Raw genomic sequence first — 18,106 nt, 5'->3', positions numbered from 1 at the left:
TAGACCCGCACATCGGGCTCCCCGTCACCGTCGACGTCCGTGTCAACGATCCGGTCGACGTAGGCGAAGTGCGCCACGCGACGAGCGAAGGCCACCATGGCGGCCACGACACCCACGATGACCCCGTAGGCGAGGTTATGGGTGAACACGGTGACCAAGACGGTCAGGGCCATGACGATGGTCTCGGCTCGCGGCATCCGTCGCAGGGTGGCCGGGTGGATGCTGTGCCAGTCCAGCGTGGCGATCGAGACCATGATCATCACCGCCACCAGGGCAGCCATCGGGATCATCCCCACCAGCGGCCCGGCGCCGAGGACGAGCGCGAGCAGGATGGCGCCGGCCAAGAACGTGGAGATCCGCGTGCGCGCACCCGAGACCTTGACGTTGATCATCGTCTGGCCGATCATCGCGCAGCCACCCATGCCACCGAAGAGACCAGAGGCCATGTTGGCCACGCCCAGCCCCCACGACTCGCGGGTCTTGTCCGAGTGGGTGTCGGTGATGCCGTCGACAAGCTTGGCCGTCATGAGCGACTCCAGAAGGCCGACCAAGGCCATCGCCAGAGCGAAGGGGGCGATGATCTGCAGGGTCTCCAGGGTCAGGGGCACGTCCGGCAGGAACAGCTGCGGCAGCGACTTGGGCAGCTCGCCCTGGTCGGAGACGTCCGGCAGGCTCCACCCGCCAGCCCACACCAAGGCGGTGATCGCGACGATTGCCACCAGAGGCGCTGGCACGAGAGTCGTCAGCCGGGGAAGGGCCACCATGACGAGGATGCCCAACGCAACCATCGGGTACACCAGCCAGGGAACGCCGAGCAGGTAGGGCAGCTGCGCAGTGAAGATGAGGATGGCCAAGGCGTTGACGAACCCGACCATGACCATCCGGGGGATGAAGCGCATCAGCTTGGCCACACCCAGCAGCGACAGCACGATCTGGAGCACGCCGGCGAGGATCACGGTGGCCAGGAAGTAGTCCAGGCCATGTTCTTTGGCGACGGGTGCGATGACCAGGGCAATGGCACCGGTGGCGCCGGTGATCATCGCCGGGCGGCCACCAACGACGGCCATGGTGATGGCCATGATGAAGCTGGAGAACAGCCCCACGCGCGGATCGACGCCGGCGATGATGGAGAAGGAGATCGCCTCGGGGATCAGGGCCAGGGCCACCACGAGGCCAGCGAGGATCTCGGTCCGCAATCGGCGGGGGTTGCGCAGGGCAGCGCGGGTCGACGTCTCGCGTTCGCCGGCCTCGGGTACGGCGGAGATCTCGGGGCCGGTGGGCAGGGTTGCGACGGAGGGTTCAGGCACGGGGGTCCTTTACGTGAGGGAAGATGGGCCGAAGTCATGTGACTCGACGGCGGCGTCGAGAGGGATGGCGCTGTCAAGCAGCGCACCGGGCTGAAAGTAGGGTGGCGAGCGATTTGTCACCGCAGCACGGACTCAACTCTAACGCAACGTCAGAGTTGGGACGGCCGTGGGGGCGTCACCTGCGCCGCCGGAAGGTAGCGTTCCGGCCATGTCCGGTGACCAGGAACGGGATGAACCCACGCGCGTCGATCGCGTCCACATCGGTGAAGTCGTCGAGCGAACCGGCCTGTCGCACCGCACGATTCGCTACTACGAGGAAATGGGCTTGATCAGTCCCTCCGCGCGCACAGATGGCGGCTTCCGCCTCTACGAGGAGGCTGACATCAAGCGACTACTGCTGATCAAGCCCATGAAACCTCTCGGCTTCACAGTCGAAGAAATGGGCCAATTGCTCGAAGCCCTGGACGCGCTCCAGACCCACAGCGAAAGTGCGTCCGCACACGAAACAGTCAGGGCCATCCACACCAAGGCCCAGCGCAGAATCACCGACCTACGGCAGACCATCAGTCGCGCTGAAGAGTTCACGAGCACCTTGGACGCACAGGTGGCGGGGCTGCCACCTACCAATGGGCACGCACCGAGGTAACTGCCCCCTGAAGCACTATGCGAATTACACCCTCTCGGGGGCGGTCATCGTCGCTCCCCTTCGCGTTGGACTGGCTTGTTCGCCCAAGTGCACCGGTGACGCGGCCCCGCGGATGTCAGTGCTCAGAATCCTCGATCGGGTTGTTATCAGATTCCTCGTTTCAGGGTGCCTGTGTGATCGGATTCTGTGGTGTCCGGACAAGTGGCTTCGCAGGACCAGACGCAAGACGTGCCTGCTCCTGCCGGCTTAAGGCGGGGGGCTTTGATCGCCCGCGTTGTCGCCCGGAAATGCGGAGAGTAGCCACTCCGTCCGCGACAGGTCCGACTTGAGTTGCCGCTCGCGCCTGAAGGTCGGGCTGGAGTCGAGGAGCCTTCTGAGCTCTTGAGCCTGCGTGAGCAGTCGACGGCGTCGCGTGATCATTCGCTGTCGACATCGATCGCTGCAGTTGCGTGGGGGCCGGCCACGCCCTTCCCGCCAGGAGACCACCTCACGGCAGTCGGGGTTGTCGCAGCGTCGCTGGTTGTCGGAGTCCATCAGTGCCCCATTTCCGTTCATGCGCGCTTGTCTTTCAAGCTGCCCGTCGATGGACTGGACTGGGAGTCGTCCCTGTGCGACGGGGTCATCTCGGCCATCGCGCTGATTCTACACATCGGAAAATGTGCACCTTTTCTGTCCGCACAGGGGCATTAATGATTTGTGTTGACACTATGCAACACAGGAGTCGGCTGATGAGGGGGCCTGCTCCCAGAGTTCGACCCCACCCGGGGTGATCGGGAAATGTGCGCCCAGGGATTGTCGACCGCGTCATAGCGAACTAGGGTGGCTCTTGGACCGTCTCCTCGGACGGAGCGCGTTGAGGGCGCACCCGTTGCAGCGGGTACGCCCTCGGGACGAGTCCTGATGCCTTAGTCAAGCGAAGGACTCGTCATGCCCAATTCTATCCGCGGGGGCGCCGAGGGTCACCCCGGTGAAGCTCTTTGGTCGTTCGATCTGGGAGGCGGGGTCATCCCTTGGGTTGGCCTTGCACCGCCCGACGTCAAGATCCTGCGCAGTGCGCGCTCGATCCGCAGTCGCAGCGGTGCGGGCCACGTCCCGACCTGGGCCTACTCAACGACCGTGCGGGGGCATGTCCGACTCGAGTCGGGCCTCGAGCACGACCTTCTCCGGGATCTCGACCGCGATCCCGATGTCACGTGGCTGGTACCGCAACCAGCGCGGCTCCGGGCCCGTGCGGACAGGAGCAAGAACCCAGGTCAGGTCCCCGATCTGTTGAGTCTGACGACGGAAGGGGCGGTGACGCTCTGGGCGGTCCGTCCGGCGGCGAAGCAAGACGAAGCCTTTTGGGGACAGGTCAGGGAGGCCGAGGGTGCGTGTGCCGAGTTCGGGTGGAGCCACAGAGTCTTCTCCGGCATGAGTGTCACCCGGCGGAGCAACCTCATGTGGCTCGACGGATATCGCCGCCTGATGCCCTGGTACGAAGAGTCGCTCCGGACGTTGATCTCCGAAGCAGGGGACGACTTCACTCTCGGCAAGGTTGTAGAGGTCGACGCTGGGGGTGGACACATGGTCTCCGCGGTGTGGCATGCAGTGCGCCAGGGTGTGGTCGAGTGTGACCTCGATGAGCCCTTCAGCGCCACGACCAGACTCCGGCCGAGCGCGAAGGCTGATGCGTCATGAGCGGATCCGCGCGCGTGGAGCTCACTGTGGGCATGAGGGTCCTGCAGGCGACAGGGCCAGCTGTCGTGATGACGATCGAACGTCACGGCGTGGTCCTCCGAGACGTGGCCGGCAACGACCAGAGCGTGTTGTGGTCCGACCTGACGGCGCAGACCGCGGTGAACGGCAAGATCACTGCTTTGCACGATTCGCTCGAACCGTGGTGGAGCTCACTGAGCGGAGATGCCCGGTCCGAGGCGATGGTTCGCCTGGAGGTCGTCCTCGAGATCCTGACGGGATACCGGTCTGGGATCAGCGAGCTTGCCCAGCCTGGTGAGCCCTTCCATCCCTTTGGCGAGGGCTACGGAGCCACGGAGAACCAGCGAATTCAAGCGATGGCCCGCCAGTTGTCACTGGAGCGCGAGCGTGACCGGGAGCTGGGGCGGCGGGTCCTCAGCAGCGCACTGCGCAGCACCGAGGTGTCTGAGCGTGCCATCTGGAACTGGATCACGGAGTGGCGGAAGCAGGGCCTACGGGGACTTGTCGACGGTCGCCGCTCCCGAGGCCGAAAGGGTTTCGAGGTCATCGACCCTGCCTTGGCTCGCATCGTTGATGAGGAGCTCGCTCAGTTCGATGGTTCCGTCAGTCAGATCAATCTGAAGGAGCTCGAACGCAGGGTCCACGTTCGCTTGAAGCGCGAGGGCATCAGCGACCTGCGCCTCCCGCAGAGATTGACGCAGCAGTACCTCTCCTCGAGATATGCGGCACTCGGATCGGGCACGCGCCAGCACAAGAGCGCCCGCATGCGGAGACAGCGCGGTCATGCCAGTTATCCGGATACGCACCCCGGCCACCTCGCGGTGGACGTGACCCGAGCGGACGGGCTGGTGTGGGACGAACTAAACGGACGCCCGTACTCGGTGGAGATCATCAGCGTCATCTCGGTACCCACCCGGGTGATCGTTGCCTGCCGCGTTGTGCCCCGTTCCGCCAACGCGGTTGAGGTCGGAATGGCCCTGTACGACGCGATGCGCCCCTTCTCCATGAAGGTAGACGGCACCACCATCGATGACTTCCGCTGGTGTGGCATCCCAGCATCGCTGGACTTCTCATCCCACCCGCTGGTCGCCCACCGCCCAGCCTTGAAGACCGAAAGGACGCTCGACGGCACACACATCAAACCGGGCGTGACCCCGAAGTCGATCCGGGCCGACAACGGCTCGATCTTCCTGAGCACCCACCTGCGAGCCGTGATGACCGATCTCGGGGTCGACCTGCTCACCTCACGCGTGGGACACCCCACGGACAATGCGCATATCGAGCGATGGCACGAGACCCTGCAACGCGCGTACCAACAGATCCCCGGATTCAAAGGTCGCAACGTTCAGGAGCGAGGGCGCTACGTCGGTCACGAGGCGTTCGAGCCACTCCTGACCGCTCGTGAGCTCCAGCAGCACCTCCATCGCTTCATCGCGTTGGATTACCACCGCAACCACCACGAAGGGATCGCCCTCCCCGGACTCGAAGGTGGCCGGTTCACTCCCTTGGAGCGCTTCGACATGCTCTCCGAGGTCACGGGACGGATCCTGGTGCCGCAGCATCCGGACCTGATCTTCCAGTTCCTGCCCATCCGGTGGCTCACGCCCGGCAACGCGGGGATCGAGTACCGGGGCCTGACCTACGACGGCCCCGTGATGCATGAACTGACCGGCCTCGCGCCCCGCACATTCCGTGCCCGCGACAACAAGGTCCCCTTCTTCTACGACCCGCACGATCGAACCCGCTTGTGGCACCGCTCCCGCACGGACGGCCGCATCCACGAGTTGCGCTGGCGACAGGCCCACCTGGTCGATGCACCGCTGACCGACACCGTCGTCCAGCGAGCCCGTCAGCTCATCGCCCGCCGAGGCGGCAACGCGGCTCTGAGCCGACGGGGCACCATGCTCGAGATCGTCGACGCCATCACGGAGCTGACGACTCCCGCGAGCACTGAAGAATGGCGGGCTCAACTGGCCACGGCTCACCTGCGACATGAGCGGGCGCTGCTCGACCATAGTGAGGCCGAGGCCGCCCGTCAGATGGTCGAAGGCCGGACACCCTCACCTTCGAAGGATCCCAAGGAGACATCGCCTACTGGTCAGGTCCTGGCCTTCCCCACCCCCGAGAGCCAGACGCCTGGAGACTTCGACTGGGACGCCCCTTGGCCCGACTACCGAGGCAAGCCGTAGCCATGGACTCTCTGCGGTGGCACCAGCAAGCCCGAGCCCGAGCGCACCCGGCCCCCAAGTCATTGACGCAGCGCACTCTCACGTCGAGAAGTAGCGAGGACCGCGCGAGTTACGCCGACGAGGTCCGTCGGCATATACGTGGACAGAGCCTTGAGTCGCCGAAGCACGCGCTCGTGGCCTGTGACTTGGATCGGGCTCTGGCTGAAGTCGAGTCCGAGCCGGAGGGAGCGCGCACGATCCTCAGCCTGAGCGCCCCCTTTGCCGTGGGAAAGAGCAGCCTCATCAAGCGCTGGGCGCGAGTCCACTACCGGACGTGGGCTGGTGATGCCGCAACGAGTGACCTGCCGGAGTGGCAAGACGCTGCCGGGACTCGGTTCGACTTCGTCCCGATCATCTACGTCACCCTCATGGCACGCAGTAAGGCCAAGGACGTCCACGGAGCCATCCTGTCCTTCATCGGGTACCCCAGTCGCGGGTCAACCAGCGAGGTCACTCTGCGAACCACGAACGCCTTGCGTGACCACCGCGTCCGGCTGGTCATTGTCGACGACGCCCACATGCTGCACACCTCGAGCATCACCGGCCGAGAAACTCTCGACGCCCTGAAACAGATCAACACCGAACTCGGCGAACTCGGAGGCACCTTGGTGCTCGTCGGCGCGAACCTGACCGGCGGCCCAGCGCTGATGGACCCACAGATCCGCGGCCGCCTCTATGAGCACCGACTCGCGCCGTACACGCTCACCACCCCAGAGGACATGGGCCAGTGGCAGCAACTCCTTGCAGAAGCCGAGGACCGTCTTCGGCCGTACCTGCCTGACCTGCCGCAGGACTGCCTACCCACGAAGTTGGCTGGCCAGATCTACAAGCGCACTCAAGGCTTCGTCGGCGACGTCAGCACACTCCTGGCGGGCGCAACCTTCCGTGCTCTGCGAGATGGCCGCACTCGACTCGAGCCACACGACATCAGCGAAGTGCAGCTGAGCCAAAGGGCGCTCGATGGGGAGCGACTCCTGCAAGGCACCCCCGGGACACCACCTGCGGCGCAACCCGTCGCCACTTCCCGGCGGAAGCGAGTGTCATGACTGCCCGGCTGCCGATCCGACCCCGCATCGAGAACCACGAAGACATCGCGGCCTACCTTCAGCGGTGCGCCACGGCGAACAATCTCACCTTCATCGAGCTCACCGGGACCAGACGGCACGCACAGGTCTGGGAGACCCCATCGAGCTCTCAGCTGGAGGCGGCCGCATTCCAAACGGAAACTACGGTGGAGCGTTTACGAGAGGCCGCGCTCACCACGGCCTTTGCCGCGGCCAAGCCGGCCAGGACCATGACCGGACGTCGATACAGCGGCGTGCCCGCCAAGTGCCCCGAATGCGAGGTCGACACCGTCGCTGCCCGGTTAGCAATGACCGTGTTGTGTCCCCGCTGCAATGTTCTCCTAGCGGACCAGCACGACCCGCACCCTTTACAACCGCCAACGGTCCTGAGCGACGTCCAGACCGAAGTCCTGCAGACCGTCGCGAGAGCGCGACGATCCCGTCCAGCCCGCGAGCGGCTCGCACGGCTCGAGTCCCTGATGAAGGCTCAGGAATGGGCACTGTGGCGCAACTGGCCCGCCCTCCTCCCAGGAGAAGCGACCGAGTGGCGAGAGCGCGTCATGAGCTTCACTGCCAATCACGCAGAGCCTGGGCAGATCCTGCCCGCACGCCCCCCAGCTCTGACCGCAGAACTCATGGCATTGACTTGGCAGCCATCGGCCACTCCCTCAGAAACCAGCAGGCACCTCGACAACGTGGCCTACATGAGCGAGACCTGGGCCCCGCCCAAGACGGGCGAACTGCCGGCAGAAGCCCAACAGCGAGCGGCCGACGAGCTGCGACGCCTTGCGAACCTTCACGGCCTTCGGTTCTCGCACATCCCCACGACCATCCGTCACCAGGGCGACTCCATCGTTCTGCCTCGGCATCTGCAGACCACCCGAGCAGCACAGGCCATCGCCATGGCTGCAGTCGTGCACTCCCTTTCCACCGGAGCAACCATGACCGCGGCCCGGGTGGTCGAGCGGCAGGGCCACAAGACAACTGATCGCGTCCTGCGTCTGGCAACGCGGATGATCCGCAATCGCCACATGTGGACCCATTTCGCGGCCCACGCATCCGTGCTCCACAGCGAAGGTCTCCTCGACCTCGAACGGCTGCGCGGTGAACTGCGCTCACTGACCGCTGTGCCGAGATCTGCTCTGACTGCACTGCCGCCGCAGTGCCTGGCAGTCACTCGACCGACGGAGATAGCCGCCGCTTGGGTCTGGCTGGACGCGACTCAAGGACGTCTTGCCGGAGGGCCGTACCCGGCCATGTCGGAACGGGCGATCCGCCGCTTCGACCGCCTCCTCAATCCCGAAGGTCGATTGACCCTGCGCGAGTGGTGGCAGGAGCGCACCGAGCAGATCGCCGATCAACCATCTACTGAGCCAAGGGGGCAGCGTCGTGAGCGCAGCACTGGATGAACCCCACACGGTCCAACGCCTACCGCAACGCCCAGCTATCCACCCCGGACAAGCACTGGACTCCTACCTCGAGCACGTCGCCGCCGCCAATCACATGACTCCCTTCGAGTTGGCGAAGAAGATCACGAGAGCGGCCGACACCACCCGGTTCCTCATGCTCGCTCCGACAGAAGCGACCCTACGAAGTCTCACAGCGCTCACCGGCCAGCCCGGCGAGCAACTCAAGCACGCGACGTTGAAGCACTTCGACGGCGCAGCACTCGATCTAAGCGGGCTCGATCCCCACAACCAAGCGAGTTACCGGACCGTCGCGGGCCGTGGATGGCTTCCCGGTAACAGCAGTCAGATGTGCCCCCGATGCCTCAAGGAGACCAGTGGCTGGCAGCTCGCCTGGCGGCTGCCAACCACGACGGTCTGTACCAAGCACCGGCGCTATCTCATCGGCACCTGTCCTGGCTGCAACAAGCCATTTCGCACAGCAGGGCACGGTTTCATCCGCCTGGTCGGTGCCTCACTCGTATGCGGCAACCCCGACGGTGCCCGTGGCCGACACTGCCGCACGGAGCTCACCACGCTTACTGCGAAGAGGGCCGACCCCGCGTGCGTCGGGCGGCAGGAAAGATACGACCGAGCGATGGTCGACGGGGTAGCGACGGTCTTCGGCCATGAGACCTGCGCGGGGGCCTATCACCGGGCGCTGCGCAGCCTGACCGTTCTTCTCCTGCACATCTCTACGGTCGCGACGGGCCCACAACGCATGCCCCCGTGGGCGCGAAGGCTCAACCAAGGCTCCTCACTGGGCACGATCGAACGAGCCCCTCGGTGGGGACTAGCGCCACCGCACGACCCCGCCGTCAGGTCACGCGTACTCACCACCGCCGACGAGATCCTCGGCGCGGACGACCTCCATGCTGCGGCCCGCCTGCTCGACCCATGGGCAGGAGCAATTCCTCGCACCCCTGACGGCTTCCTCGGTTGGGTAGGCGACCACATGGTCCCCGACCCACTCGCGACCCATCTCGTCATGGCCGCACATGCGCCCCGACGGCGACTGTCCCGAGCACTCGACGACATAGAGGCCGTACCCCGTCGGTTGGAGGACATCCCGCAGGTCATCCCGCAGGACCTGTACGACAGATATCTGATCGGGATGTGCGGAGCTCGGCGTGAGAACGTGCGAACCTTCGCCGCGCTGTGCTTGGCGCGTGCCCACCCCGGTGTCGACACGTGGAGCCACGCCGCGCAGGCCCTCGGTCTGAACCCCGAGATTGGACGCAGGACAGCTCAGACGTGCACCTCCTCCATGAAGACCGTCCCAAGCCGCTTCGTCGACGCGCTCATGGACCTCGCGAGTCACCTGCCCGACCGCAACTATCGAGTCGGCGAACAACGAGTGCGGGACCTCGAGCGGACCGATGACTGGTTCACCACCTGGGTCCAAGAGCATCGTCTCGGCACGCGACCTTCCAGCAAGACGCATGTCGTCACCTGGCTGTGGACCGTCACCGCCCACGGGCACATATCCACCAGCCCCGGCGCACCGCGAACGCTCGACGCTCGAGGTCGCGCCTACTACCGCCGGTTCGCGCAGAGCCTTACCCCCGATCAGCAGACCGCACTGTCGCGGGCGATGGAGAGTCGCGCATGAAGGTCAAGCGCACAGGGCTGTGCGGCGGCAGCTCGCCTTCGTATGGAGGCGAGCCTTGCGTTCTCTGCGCGTCGCATCGGGGCGCGCACGAAACTGCTGATGGGCGTGAGTTCTTTGCGGCGTTCTGGGATCTTCGGGAGGACGTTCGTGCAGTGCGGATAGCCGCTGAGCGCGTAGAGCGAGATGAGTCGCGCAAGTGACAGCACCGGTGGCGGTGATGCGAATCGGTGAGCACTGGGAAGCGCCCCAAACACGGACACTCCTCATCACCGTCCGCTCCATCGCGGACCGGCTTGGGATCACACTCGAGAGGGTCTACGGCATCAGCCACTGTTTGGGCCGCTTCCGCTACGGCCCCTCGCACACCCGCATACGTGTCCTTAGATGGCGACTCGACCAGCTTGAAGAAACTGGTCGACTCGGGGATGGATCTCGCCGAGGCTGCGGACTTGATGCACCACGACGGGGCAGGCAGCTTGACGCTTCCCGGTCGTCAGGAGCGTGCAGACGTCATTTGGGGTCGGCGCCGGCGCCGACGTCGAAGGGGGTAATCGCTTCGGGCTTCATGAGATCTAAAGGGAGCAGCGACCCAAGGCCATAGGGATGGCAGGGCTCAGGCAAGATGACGAAGACATACGTCATCGGTTGTGAGGGGCCTCACGGACGACGCCTTCACCGGCCGTCAGTTCGACTTCTGCATGCTTCGTCGCCTCGGAGACTTGCCCCCTCCATCTCACTACTGTTCCGAAACTCCCGCAAGCCCCATGCGCGCCACCCCACCCCCCTCCTGGCTGGTCACCGAAACCGCCGGCCAAGCCCCAGCGTCGATCGCAGGACTCCTGGTCAAGCGCTTTATGGCCACCGCGAGGCCGGCGTCGACAACGAGGCTCTGGAGACCTTGGCGGACATCAGTGGGCAACGCTCCTTCACATCAGAGGGGCACTTCCCAGTCGCTGATGAGTCTGGTTTGCAGCCGCTGGACGATCGCATCCCATCCGCCGGTGAGCAGGAGTGTCCCGACGATGATTAGCAGGGTTGCGCCGACGACCTGGATCGCGCGCTGGTGTCGTTGCAGCCACGACGAGACCGGGGCCCATCGCTCGTAGGCCGCGGCGATGAGGATGAAGGGAAGGCCGAGCCCGAGGCAGTAGGCCACGGCGAGAACGACAGCTCGGGTGATCGAGGCGTCGCTGGCGAGGTTGAGCGCGAGGACCGCCGCGAGGGTAGGGCCCATGCAGGGCGCCCAGCCCAGACCGAAGACGGCTCCGAGGACAGGGGCCCCGGCCAGGCCGGTGGCGGGCTTGATCGGCAGTCGGAAGGTCCGCTGCGAACCGGCGCCGAGGAAGACAAGGGCCATGAGAATCACCACTACGCCACCGATGCGCATCAGTAGCTCTCGGTGCTCAACGAGCGCGCGGCCGGCGGTGGCGACGAACATCGAGGCAAGAACGAAAACGAGGGTGAAGCCGAGGATGAACAGCAGTGCGCCCAAGACCATCCGGCCGCGGCTGCGCTTCTCCAGTGCTACGTCGGACAGGCCGGTGACGTAGCCGAGATAGCCCGGTACGAGGGGTAACACGCAGGGCGTGGCGAAGGAGACGAGCCCGGCGAGGGCCGCGACGAGCGCCGCGAGAGGCAGAGCCCCACTGGCGACCTGGTCACTGAGCCCGGTCGTGAACGCGACGATCATCGGCCCTCCTCGGCGAGGGTGTCCTCGATCAGGCCTTGAAGGGTCGACTGCGTGGTCGCTCCGAGGACAACCGCAGCGATACGACCCTGGCGGTCGAGGACAGCGGTGGAGGGCTGGGTCGTCATTTTGCCTTGCATGGCGATCGAGGTGGCGCCGGACTTGTCGTAGATCGAGGGCCAGGTGAAGCCCCACGTCTTGGCTTGTGATCTGCCGGTCTCCACGGAGGACTCCCGGAAGTTGATCCCGACAAGCTCCACGTCCTCCCCCTTCAGCTCCTTGTTCAGCGCCACGAGGTGTGGGGCTTCTTTGGCGCAGGGTCCGCACCAGCTGGCCCAGACGTTGACGACGACGACCTGGCCGCGGTGATCGGCGCTGTCCCACGTCTGGCCGTCAAGCGTTTCACCGGCGAGCTCGACGGGTTCGCCGCGCTGGGTCTCGTCGAAGGCGGTCACGCTGCCGTCCCCGGATCGATAGCCGAGGTCTTGCTCATCCTTGGCACCGGAGGAGGAGCACGCGGCGAGACCACCGGTGGCAGCGACAGCACCGGCCGCGGCGAGGAGACTTCGGCGGGAGGGGCGACGTGCGGTCATTCGGTCTCATGCTCCTGAGATCGTCGCCGCGCGTGCGTGGATGCGCGGCAAGGTATCGGGGTCGTCGTTCGTCAGCGCCGAGGCGGCTGGAAAATGCCGCTCGGCCTCTCGGCGTGATGGCGATTCGGTCCACAGGTCAGTGATCACAGGAGCGTGACCCAGTAGTCCCAGAACCTGATAGCGATGAGCACGATGATCACCAGGTACCAAGCGGTCAAGACCGCTGCGCGGTACTCGATGAGCAACGCCACACCGCGGCGCGTGGGCGAAACGAGGGAACCCTGATGACGCCGAAGGTTGTGAATGGTGGTGTGCCAGAAGACGGCGATGGTCACGACCCACACGACCATGCAATAGGGACACAGTGCGCCGATCACGTACAGACTCTGGAAGATCAGCCAGTGAATGAACACCACCGCGAGGGTCACCGCGGCCTGGGTCGCCACCCACAACCATGCCCGAAGGCTCGTGCCACTGACCAGGACTGCTCCAAGCATGGCAAGGGCTGCGAACCCGGCGACTCCGATAAGCGGATTTGGGATACCGAAGGCGTCTGCCTGCGGGGTGACCATGACCGAGCCGCAGGACAGGATCGGGTTGATGCTGCACGAGGGGACGTATTCCGGGTTCTTGAGCAGCTCGATCTTCTCCACGAGCAGCACGACGGCGCAGAGCAGCCCGACCAGGCCCCCGACGAGGTACAGCCAGCCCAGTCCGCGTGCGTTGAATGCAGCCGTCGGAGTGACGACGGTCGGCTCAGTCTTCGATTGCGGCATCAAGCTTGGTTTCGAAGTCGGCGACGGTGGTCGGCTCGATCTTTTCGCCGTCGAGGAAGAACGTGGGGGTGCCGGTGACGCCCAGTGCCTGGGCGTCCTTCTTGCTCTGCTCGATACGCTGCGCCGCGGCGGGGTCCTTCAGGCTGGCGCGGTACTGCTTCATGTCCAGCCCCAGCTCCTGGGCATATCCCTCGAAGGTCTTCTCCTTGGACGACTCAGAGTGGCTCCACTCGGCCTGCGTCTCGAAGAGCTTGTCGTGCATTTCCTCGAACTTGCCCTGTTCACGGGCGGCCTCGGCAGCCAGTGCCGCGTTCATCGAGTTTCCGTGGAGGGGGAGGTATCGCACCACGAAGGTCACGTCGTTGCCGTACTTCTCTCGCAGGTCTGTCATGACGGGGTGGGCTGCGCCGCACGCTTCGCACTCGAAGTCGAGGTACTCCACGAACACTGCCTTCTTGCCGGAGGTCAGGCGGGGGCTGTCATCGCGCACCAAGGGCGCGGACGCCCCGCTTCCGGACCCCGTGGGTGCCGCTTCTTCGCCGGCCCGGCTGAACGTCACCGCAGCGACCAATGCCACCAGGACCGCCACGATCATGGCCATGGACAGTTTCAGGCTCTTGCTCATCGGGTTCCAATCATCGAAGGGCGCTGCTGGCGCGCAGAGTAGTCATCGTTTCTGGCCTCAGGCTGGGAACGGCGCTGGGTGCGGATGGCTCGCAAACCGTTGGCGATGACGATGACCTCGGCGACCTCGTGGACCAGCACGACCGCGGCCAAACCCAGCACGCCGAACAGAGCGAGCGGGAAGAGGACCGCGATCAGGGCCACGGACAGGACGACGTTTTGGGTCATGATCGCTCGTCCGCGGCGGGCATGTGCGAGGGCTTGTGGCAGCAGCCGCAGGTCGTGGCCAGTGAAGGCAACGTCTGCGGACTCGACTGCGGCGGCGGAACCGCTGGCGCCCATCGCGATACCGACGGTGGCCGTGGCCAGCGCGGGCGCGTCGTTGATGCCGTCGCCGATCATCGCCGTCGGGACCGTGGCCATCGAGGCGCGGATGTGGTCGGCCTTGTCCTGGGGCAGGGTCTCCGCGTGAACCTGTCGGATGCCGGCTTCACTGGCGATGGCCTGCGCGGTGCGTGTGTTGTCACCGGTGAGCATCACGGTGGACACCCCCTGTTGGTGCAGGGCGGAGATGGCCTGGGCCGCTTCAGGGCGCAGCTCGTCGCGGATGCCGATCACGCCGCATGCTTGATCGTTGACCTCGACCACAATGAGGCTCATGCCTTGGGTGGCCATGGCGTCGGCCTGCCCGCTCAGGTCGTTCGGGGCGACCCAGCGGGGGCTGCCAACGCGTACCCGGAGTCCGTCCACCAACCCGGTGACGCCGTGTCCGGCGTGCTCGTGGACGTCGCTCGCCGCAGGATGATCTGGTGAGGCAGCGACCACTGCCGCCGCCAGGGGGTGGGTGCTGGTGGCCTCCAGTGCCGCTGCCAAGGAGAGCACCTCCGCGTCGGTGTGACCGTTGGCCGCGTGCGTGGCCACCACCCGGGGCTCGTTGCGAGTCAGGGTGCCTGTTTTGTCGAAGGCGACCGTGCGGATCGTCCCGAGTTGCTCGAAGGCTGCTCCGGACTTGATGATCACCCCGAACTTGCTGGCCGAGCCAATCGCTGAGATCACCGTGACCGGGACCGCGATCGCCAAGGCGCAGGGTGAGGCCGCGACCAGCACCACCAGCGCACGCTCGATCCACGTCTGTGGGTCGTCCACGACGAACCCGTACGCCGCGATCAAAGCCGCGGCCAGCAGCACCAATGGGACGAGTGGTTGGGCGATGCGGTCAGCCAGGCGCGCACGCTCGCCCTTGTCCGCGTGAGCCTGCTCGACGAGCTCGACCATCTGGGTCAGGGAGTTGTCGCGCCCGTCGGCGACTGCTGTGATGCGCAACGTGCCCGAGGTGTTGACCGATCCGGCCGCGATCTCGTCGCCAGGCGCGACTTCGACGGGGATCGACTCGCCGGTGATTGCCGAGGTGTCCATCCACGAGTGACCCGCCTCGACGACGCCGTCCGTGCTGACCCGGTCGCCAGCGCCGACGAGAAGGACATCGCCCCGCCGGACCTGCTCGGCGGGGATCCGCTCGTCCGTTCCCGCTCGTGAAACGACAGCGGTTTCCGGGATCAGGGACAACAACGCCCGCAGCCCGTGACGGGCCCGGTCCATGGCGCGGTCCTCAAGCGCCTCGGCGATCGAGAACAGAAAGGCCAGAGCTGCTGCCTCGCCCAGGTGCCCTAGCAGGACGGCGCCTGTACCGGCGATCGTCATCAGTAGGCCCACACCCAGCCGGCCCTGCCCACGCCCCGTGACTAGGCGGCGGATGGCAGCCGGAGCAAAGGTCCAGGCACCCGCAGCCAAGCCGATCGCGTAGGACAGCACGCTCAGGCCCTCGGCGCCGCCGAATTCCAGCAGCAGTCCGGTCAGCCACAGCACTCCAGCGGCGGCTGGCAGTGCCAAGCCCTGATCACGCCACCACGGCGCGAGATCCTCAGTCACGGGCTCGTCCGTTCCGCAGCACACATCACTCATCGTCAGACCCTCTGCTCATCGGCAACCAGCGCAGGTGTAGTCCCGCAGCACAACGGCACGTCACAGTTCGCGTCCATGCAGGGGACCCCGTCGTCGACCGCCAAAACCACGTCCATCAACGACTCCAACGCCCGAGTCAGATGCGCATCGGCGATCTCGTAACGGGTCCGACGGCCTTCCGGCGCGGTGATCACGATCCCGCAGCCACGCAGGCACGCGAGGTGATTGGAGACATTCGTGCGGCTCAGATCGAGATCGCGGGCCAACTGCGCCGGATAGCTCGCGTCCTGCAACAACGACACCAAGATCCGCGCTCGAGTCGGGTCCGCCATCGCCCTACCCAATCGATTGAGCACGTCCAGTCGAGCAGCACTATTCAGCATTCAGTGACCATACATTGAAGACTGACTTGTGGGCCAGTCGAGCAACGGATGCCAACTGATCGCTCCATGGCGGTAGCATCGCTTCATGACGATCAATAGCCAGCCTGAAGGTCCGGCTGCGATGGAAGTGTCTGACGCCTGCGCTGCCTTGTTCCATGCCTTGGCCGAGCCCACGCGCTTGGCGCTCCTGAAGCACCTCTCCAGTGGGGAGCATCGGGTCCGTGACCTGGTCGACCACATGCACCTTGCTCAGTCGACGGTGAGCAAGCACTTGGCGTGCCTGCGGGACTGTGGGCTGGTGAGGGTGCGGACCGAGGGCCGGGCGTCGTGGATCTCGTTGGCCGATCCGTCCCGACTGTCTGACCTGTTCGAAAGCGCGGATGCGCTACTGGCAGCGTCGGGCGCGTCGTTGTCCCTGCGCGAGCACCGTGACCACGACCAACGTGCGACCGAGGAGGTCTGATGGGATCCGACCACCACCACGGCCCGGCAAATGGGCAAGCGGGCAGTGGCTTGCGCAACCGTCTTCTGATTGCTTTTGGCATCACCTCGTTCATCGTCATCGCGCAGGCGATCGGTAGCGTCGTCACCGGCAGCCTGGCGCTGCTGACGGACACCGCCCACGCTCTATCGGACTCCACCGGCCTGCTGGTCGCGGTCATCGCGGCCACCATGATGCTGCGGCCCCCCAGCAGCCAGCGCACGTGGGGTTTCGCGCGAATCGAGATCGTCGCTGCCCTAGGCCAAGCGGTGTTGCTGCTGCTGGTGGGTTCTTACGCGGCCATCGAAGGGGTCCGCCGACTGGTTGAGCCCACGCAGGTCCAAGCCAGGGAACTGCTGCTCTTCGGCATCATCGGACTCGCGGCGAACATCGCCGCGATGGTGGTCCTGTCCTCCAGTCGCGACGCGAACTTCAACATGCGCGCGGCATTCCTCGAAGTGCTCAACGACGCCTTGGGTTCCTTCGGGGTGATCGTGGCCGCCATCGTGATCGCCACCACGGGGTTCCAACGGGCGGACACCATCGCCGGGCTGTTCATCGCGGCCTTGATCCTCCCCCGCGCTTACAAGCTCTTGCGCGAGACCGTGCGGGTGCTGATGGAGTTCACCCCGAAGGACGTCGACCTGGACGCCGTGCGGACACATGTCCTTGAGCTGGAGCATGTTCGTGAGGTCCACGACCTGCACGCCTCCACGATCGGCACTGGCCTACCCGTCATCTCCGCGCACGTCGTGATCGACGAAGAGTGCTTCGAGTCGGGCCACGCACCGCAGATTCTGGAGCAGATCATTTCGTGTGTGAAGGAGCACTTTCCCGTTTCCTTCGAACATGCCACCATCCAGCTGGAGACAACCGCAATACGAGAGCGAGCATGCACCTCGGTTCAACACACGTAGGGCGACTTACCACCCTCCGGGGGTGTGAGATCCCCGGGTCGACGGCAGGGAATCGCCCAGCAATCTCGCCCCATGAGCAAGGCTGCCCGGGCGCTCACTGGGCGTCACCGCGCTCAACCCCGACGGCGACGTCTTCGTCGGCCACGTTCCAGCGCGTTTCGTCCTGGAGTACCTGGCCGACCCACCGAAGGGCGCCCGTGGCTTGAGCGTGCCAGCCATGCCCGTAGGCACGCCCGGCATGGAGCAGGGTGACCAGTTCGACCCCTACGACGTGCTGCTGCTCACCGACGGCAAACCGAGAGTCCTTGCCAAGGTGACCAAGGCTTTCGCACCAACGGGCTTAACCCCGATCTCGCCCCTCAGAGGCTCGTTCATCTCGAGCCCGGTCCGGCCCGGGAAGGCGCGCGAACATTCGCAGTCATCCGTCACGGCGTCATTGTGAGCTCGGCTCTACTTTCTACTCCGGATGGCGAAGTCCTGATTCGTGCCATCTAGGTCGCGTGTCGTACGCAGTCTTCGGTGCTTCTCGACATCTGATGTCGAGATGCAGCGAAGATTAGAGCAAGACGTCTCGTATCTAATATAAACGCCTAGTTATGTTTAGGGGGGCAGCCATAACTTCGCGTTATGGCCATTTGGGGGGCTATTTGAACCCTTCATTCGGCAACCCGATCGGATGCACGAGC

Annotated in this window: 16 protein-coding genes and 1 pseudogene; 10 read left to right on the top strand and 7 right to left on the bottom strand. The window is 65.3% G+C overall.

The window, feature by feature from the left end:
- Positions 1–1,265: SulP family inorganic anion transporter (locus JLI01S_RS14680; RefSeq protein WP_245634645.1), on the bottom strand; the 1,265-nt coding region annotated here is incomplete at its 3' end.
- 250 nt (positions 1,266–1,515) lie between these two features.
- Here JLI01S_RS14680 and JLI01S_RS14675 point away from each other — a divergent pair.
- The 7 genes and pseudogenes from JLI01S_RS14675 to JLI01S_RS17570 all read left to right on the top strand — a co-directional run bounded on the left by JLI01S_RS14675 (position 1,516) and on the right by JLI01S_RS17570 (position 9,997).
- Positions 1,516–1,953 (top strand): MerR family transcriptional regulator, encoded by a 438-nt coding sequence (locus tag JLI01S_RS14675; RefSeq protein ID WP_068265967.1) that lies wholly within the window; start codon positions 1,516–1,518, stop codon positions 1,951–1,953.
- 927 nt (positions 1,954–2,880) lie between these two features.
- Positions 2,881–3,630 carry a TnsA-like heteromeric transposase endonuclease subunit gene (locus JLI01S_RS16780; RefSeq protein ID WP_084349473.1) on the top strand — a complete coding sequence of 250 codons (750 nt, stop codon included), beginning with the start codon at positions 2,881–2,883 and terminating at the stop codon, positions 3,628–3,630.
- A gap of 68 nt (positions 3,631–3,698) precedes the next feature.
- Positions 3,699–5,837 (top strand): DDE-type integrase/transposase/recombinase, encoded by a 2,139-nt coding sequence (locus tag JLI01S_RS14665; protein WP_169797345.1) that lies wholly within the window; start codon positions 3,699–3,701, stop codon positions 5,835–5,837.
- 173 nt (positions 5,838–6,010) lie between these two features.
- The gene (locus tag JLI01S_RS14660) at positions 6,011–6,922 is read left to right on the top strand and encodes a TniB family NTP-binding protein (RefSeq protein WP_068265961.1); all 912 of its coding nucleotides are present in this window, start codon (positions 6,011–6,013) and stop codon (positions 6,920–6,922) included.
- Positions 6,919–8,349, top strand: coding sequence for a hypothetical protein (locus tag JLI01S_RS17050; protein ID WP_157074982.1), 1,431 nt, complete (start codon positions 6,919–6,921; stop codon positions 8,347–8,349). The genes JLI01S_RS14660 and JLI01S_RS17050 overlap by 4 nt, the downstream gene beginning before the upstream one ends.
- Positions 8,330–8,776 (top strand): annotated as a pseudogene (locus tag JLI01S_RS17755) (TniQ family protein); the annotation flags it as partial. The gene JLI01S_RS17050 and the pseudogene JLI01S_RS17755, both read left to right, overlap by 20 nt.
- Before the next feature lie 564 nt (positions 8,777–9,340).
- Positions 9,341–9,997: a hypothetical protein gene (locus JLI01S_RS17570; protein ID WP_245634644.1), complete on the top strand. Its 657-nt coding sequence runs from the start codon at positions 9,341–9,343 to the stop codon at positions 9,995–9,997.
- 931 nt (positions 9,998–10,928) lie between these two features.
- Here the strand turns inward: JLI01S_RS17570 and JLI01S_RS14650 are convergent.
- The 6 genes from JLI01S_RS14650 to cmtR form a co-directional block, all read right to left on the bottom strand.
- Positions 10,929–11,687 carry a cytochrome c biogenesis CcdA family protein gene (locus JLI01S_RS14650; RefSeq protein ID WP_068265955.1) on the bottom strand — a complete coding sequence of 253 codons (759 nt, stop codon included), beginning with the start codon at positions 11,685–11,687 and terminating at the stop codon, positions 10,929–10,931.
- A complete protein-coding gene (locus tag JLI01S_RS14645; RefSeq protein ID WP_068265953.1) occupies positions 11,684–12,277 on the bottom strand; it encodes a TlpA disulfide reductase family protein in 594 nt (197 codons plus the stop codon). Before JLI01S_RS14645 ends, JLI01S_RS14650 begins: the two co-directional genes overlap by 4 nt.
- A 143-nt stretch (positions 12,278–12,420) precedes the next feature.
- Complete coding sequence (locus JLI01S_RS14640; RefSeq protein ID WP_068265949.1) at positions 12,421–13,053, bottom strand: vitamin K epoxide reductase family protein; 633 nt, start codon at positions 13,051–13,053, stop codon at positions 12,421–12,423.
- Complete coding sequence (locus tag JLI01S_RS14635; protein ID WP_068265947.1) at positions 13,034–13,678, bottom strand: DsbA family protein; 645 nt, start codon at positions 13,676–13,678, stop codon at positions 13,034–13,036. Before JLI01S_RS14635 ends, JLI01S_RS14640 begins: the two co-directional genes overlap by 20 nt.
- Positions 13,675–15,639, bottom strand: coding sequence for a heavy metal translocating P-type ATPase (locus JLI01S_RS14630; RefSeq protein ID WP_068265946.1), 1,965 nt, complete (start codon positions 15,637–15,639; stop codon positions 13,675–13,677). Before JLI01S_RS14630 ends, JLI01S_RS14635 begins: the two co-directional genes overlap by 4 nt.
- A 2-nt stretch (positions 15,640–15,641) precedes the next feature.
- Positions 15,642–16,022 (bottom strand): Cd(II)/Pb(II)-sensing metalloregulatory transcriptional regulator CmtR, encoded by a 381-nt coding sequence (gene cmtR, locus JLI01S_RS14625; protein WP_068265945.1) that lies wholly within the window; start codon positions 16,020–16,022, stop codon positions 15,642–15,644.
- A gap of 85 nt (positions 16,023–16,107) precedes the next feature.
- On the opposite strand from cmtR, the gene JLI01S_RS14620 reads away from it, so the two are divergent.
- The 3 genes from JLI01S_RS14620 to JLI01S_RS17565 all read left to right on the top strand — a co-directional run bounded on the left by JLI01S_RS14620 (position 16,108) and on the right by JLI01S_RS17565 (position 17,862).
- Positions 16,108–16,485: an ArsR/SmtB family transcription factor gene (locus JLI01S_RS14620; RefSeq protein WP_068265943.1), complete on the top strand. Its 378-nt coding sequence runs from the start codon at positions 16,108–16,110 to the stop codon at positions 16,483–16,485.
- Positions 16,485–17,420, top strand: coding sequence for a cation diffusion facilitator family transporter (locus JLI01S_RS14615; protein ID WP_068265941.1), 936 nt, complete (start codon positions 16,485–16,487; stop codon positions 17,418–17,420). The genes JLI01S_RS14620 and JLI01S_RS14615 overlap by 1 nt, the downstream gene beginning before the upstream one ends.
- An 82-nt stretch (positions 17,421–17,502) precedes the next feature.
- The gene (locus tag JLI01S_RS17565) at positions 17,503–17,862 is read left to right on the top strand and encodes a DUF411 domain-containing protein (protein ID WP_084349469.1); all 360 of its coding nucleotides are present in this window, start codon (positions 17,503–17,505) and stop codon (positions 17,860–17,862) included.
- Positions 17,863–18,106 lie beyond the last annotated feature (244 nt).

The organism is Janibacter limosus NBRC 16128, assembly GCF_001570985.1.
Taxonomy (GTDB): Bacteria; Actinomycetota; Actinomycetes; order Actinomycetales; family Dermatophilaceae; genus Janibacter; species Janibacter limosus.
Note: the sequence above shows the minus strand (reverse complement) of the source record. Positions and strands in the feature narration are given on the sequence as shown.

Coding starts and splice junctions, on each gene's coding strand:
- JLI01S_RS14635 (WP_068265947.1), bottom strand. CDS start 13,678: ATGAGCAAGAGCCTGAAACTGTCCATGGCCATGATCGTGGCGGTCCTG.
- JLI01S_RS16780 (WP_084349473.1), top strand. CDS start 2,881: ATGCCCAATTCTATCCGCGGGGGCGCCGAGGGTCACCCCGGTGAAGCT.
- JLI01S_RS14615 (WP_068265941.1), top strand. CDS start 16,485: ATGGGATCCGACCACCACCACGGCCCGGCAAATGGGCAAGCGGGCAGT.
- JLI01S_RS14675 (WP_068265967.1), top strand. CDS start 1,516: ATGTCCGGTGACCAGGAACGGGATGAACCCACGCGCGTCGATCGCGTC.
- cmtR (WP_068265945.1), bottom strand. CDS start 16,022: ATGCTGAATAGTGCTGCTCGACTGGACGTGCTCAATCGATTGGGTAGG.
- JLI01S_RS14665 (WP_169797345.1), top strand. CDS start 3,699: ATGACGATCGAACGTCACGGCGTGGTCCTCCGAGACGTGGCCGGCAAC.
- JLI01S_RS14630 (WP_068265946.1), bottom strand. CDS start 15,639: ATGAGTGATGTGTGCTGCGGAACGGACGAGCCCGTGACTGAGGATCTC.
- JLI01S_RS17570 (WP_245634644.1), top strand. CDS start 9,341: ATGGTCCCCGACCCACTCGCGACCCATCTCGTCATGGCCGCACATGCG.
- JLI01S_RS14650 (WP_068265955.1), bottom strand. CDS start 11,687: ATGATCGTCGCGTTCACGACCGGGCTCAGTGACCAGGTCGCCAGTGGG.
- JLI01S_RS14645 (WP_068265953.1), bottom strand. CDS start 12,277: ATGACCGCACGTCGCCCCTCCCGCCGAAGTCTCCTCGCCGCGGCCGGT.
- JLI01S_RS14620 (WP_068265943.1), top strand. CDS start 16,108: ATGACGATCAATAGCCAGCCTGAAGGTCCGGCTGCGATGGAAGTGTCT.
- JLI01S_RS14640 (WP_068265949.1), bottom strand. CDS start 13,053: ATGCCGCAATCGAAGACTGAGCCGACCGTCGTCACTCCGACGGCTGCA.
- JLI01S_RS17050 (WP_157074982.1), top strand. CDS start 6,919: ATGACTGCCCGGCTGCCGATCCGACCCCGCATCGAGAACCACGAAGAC.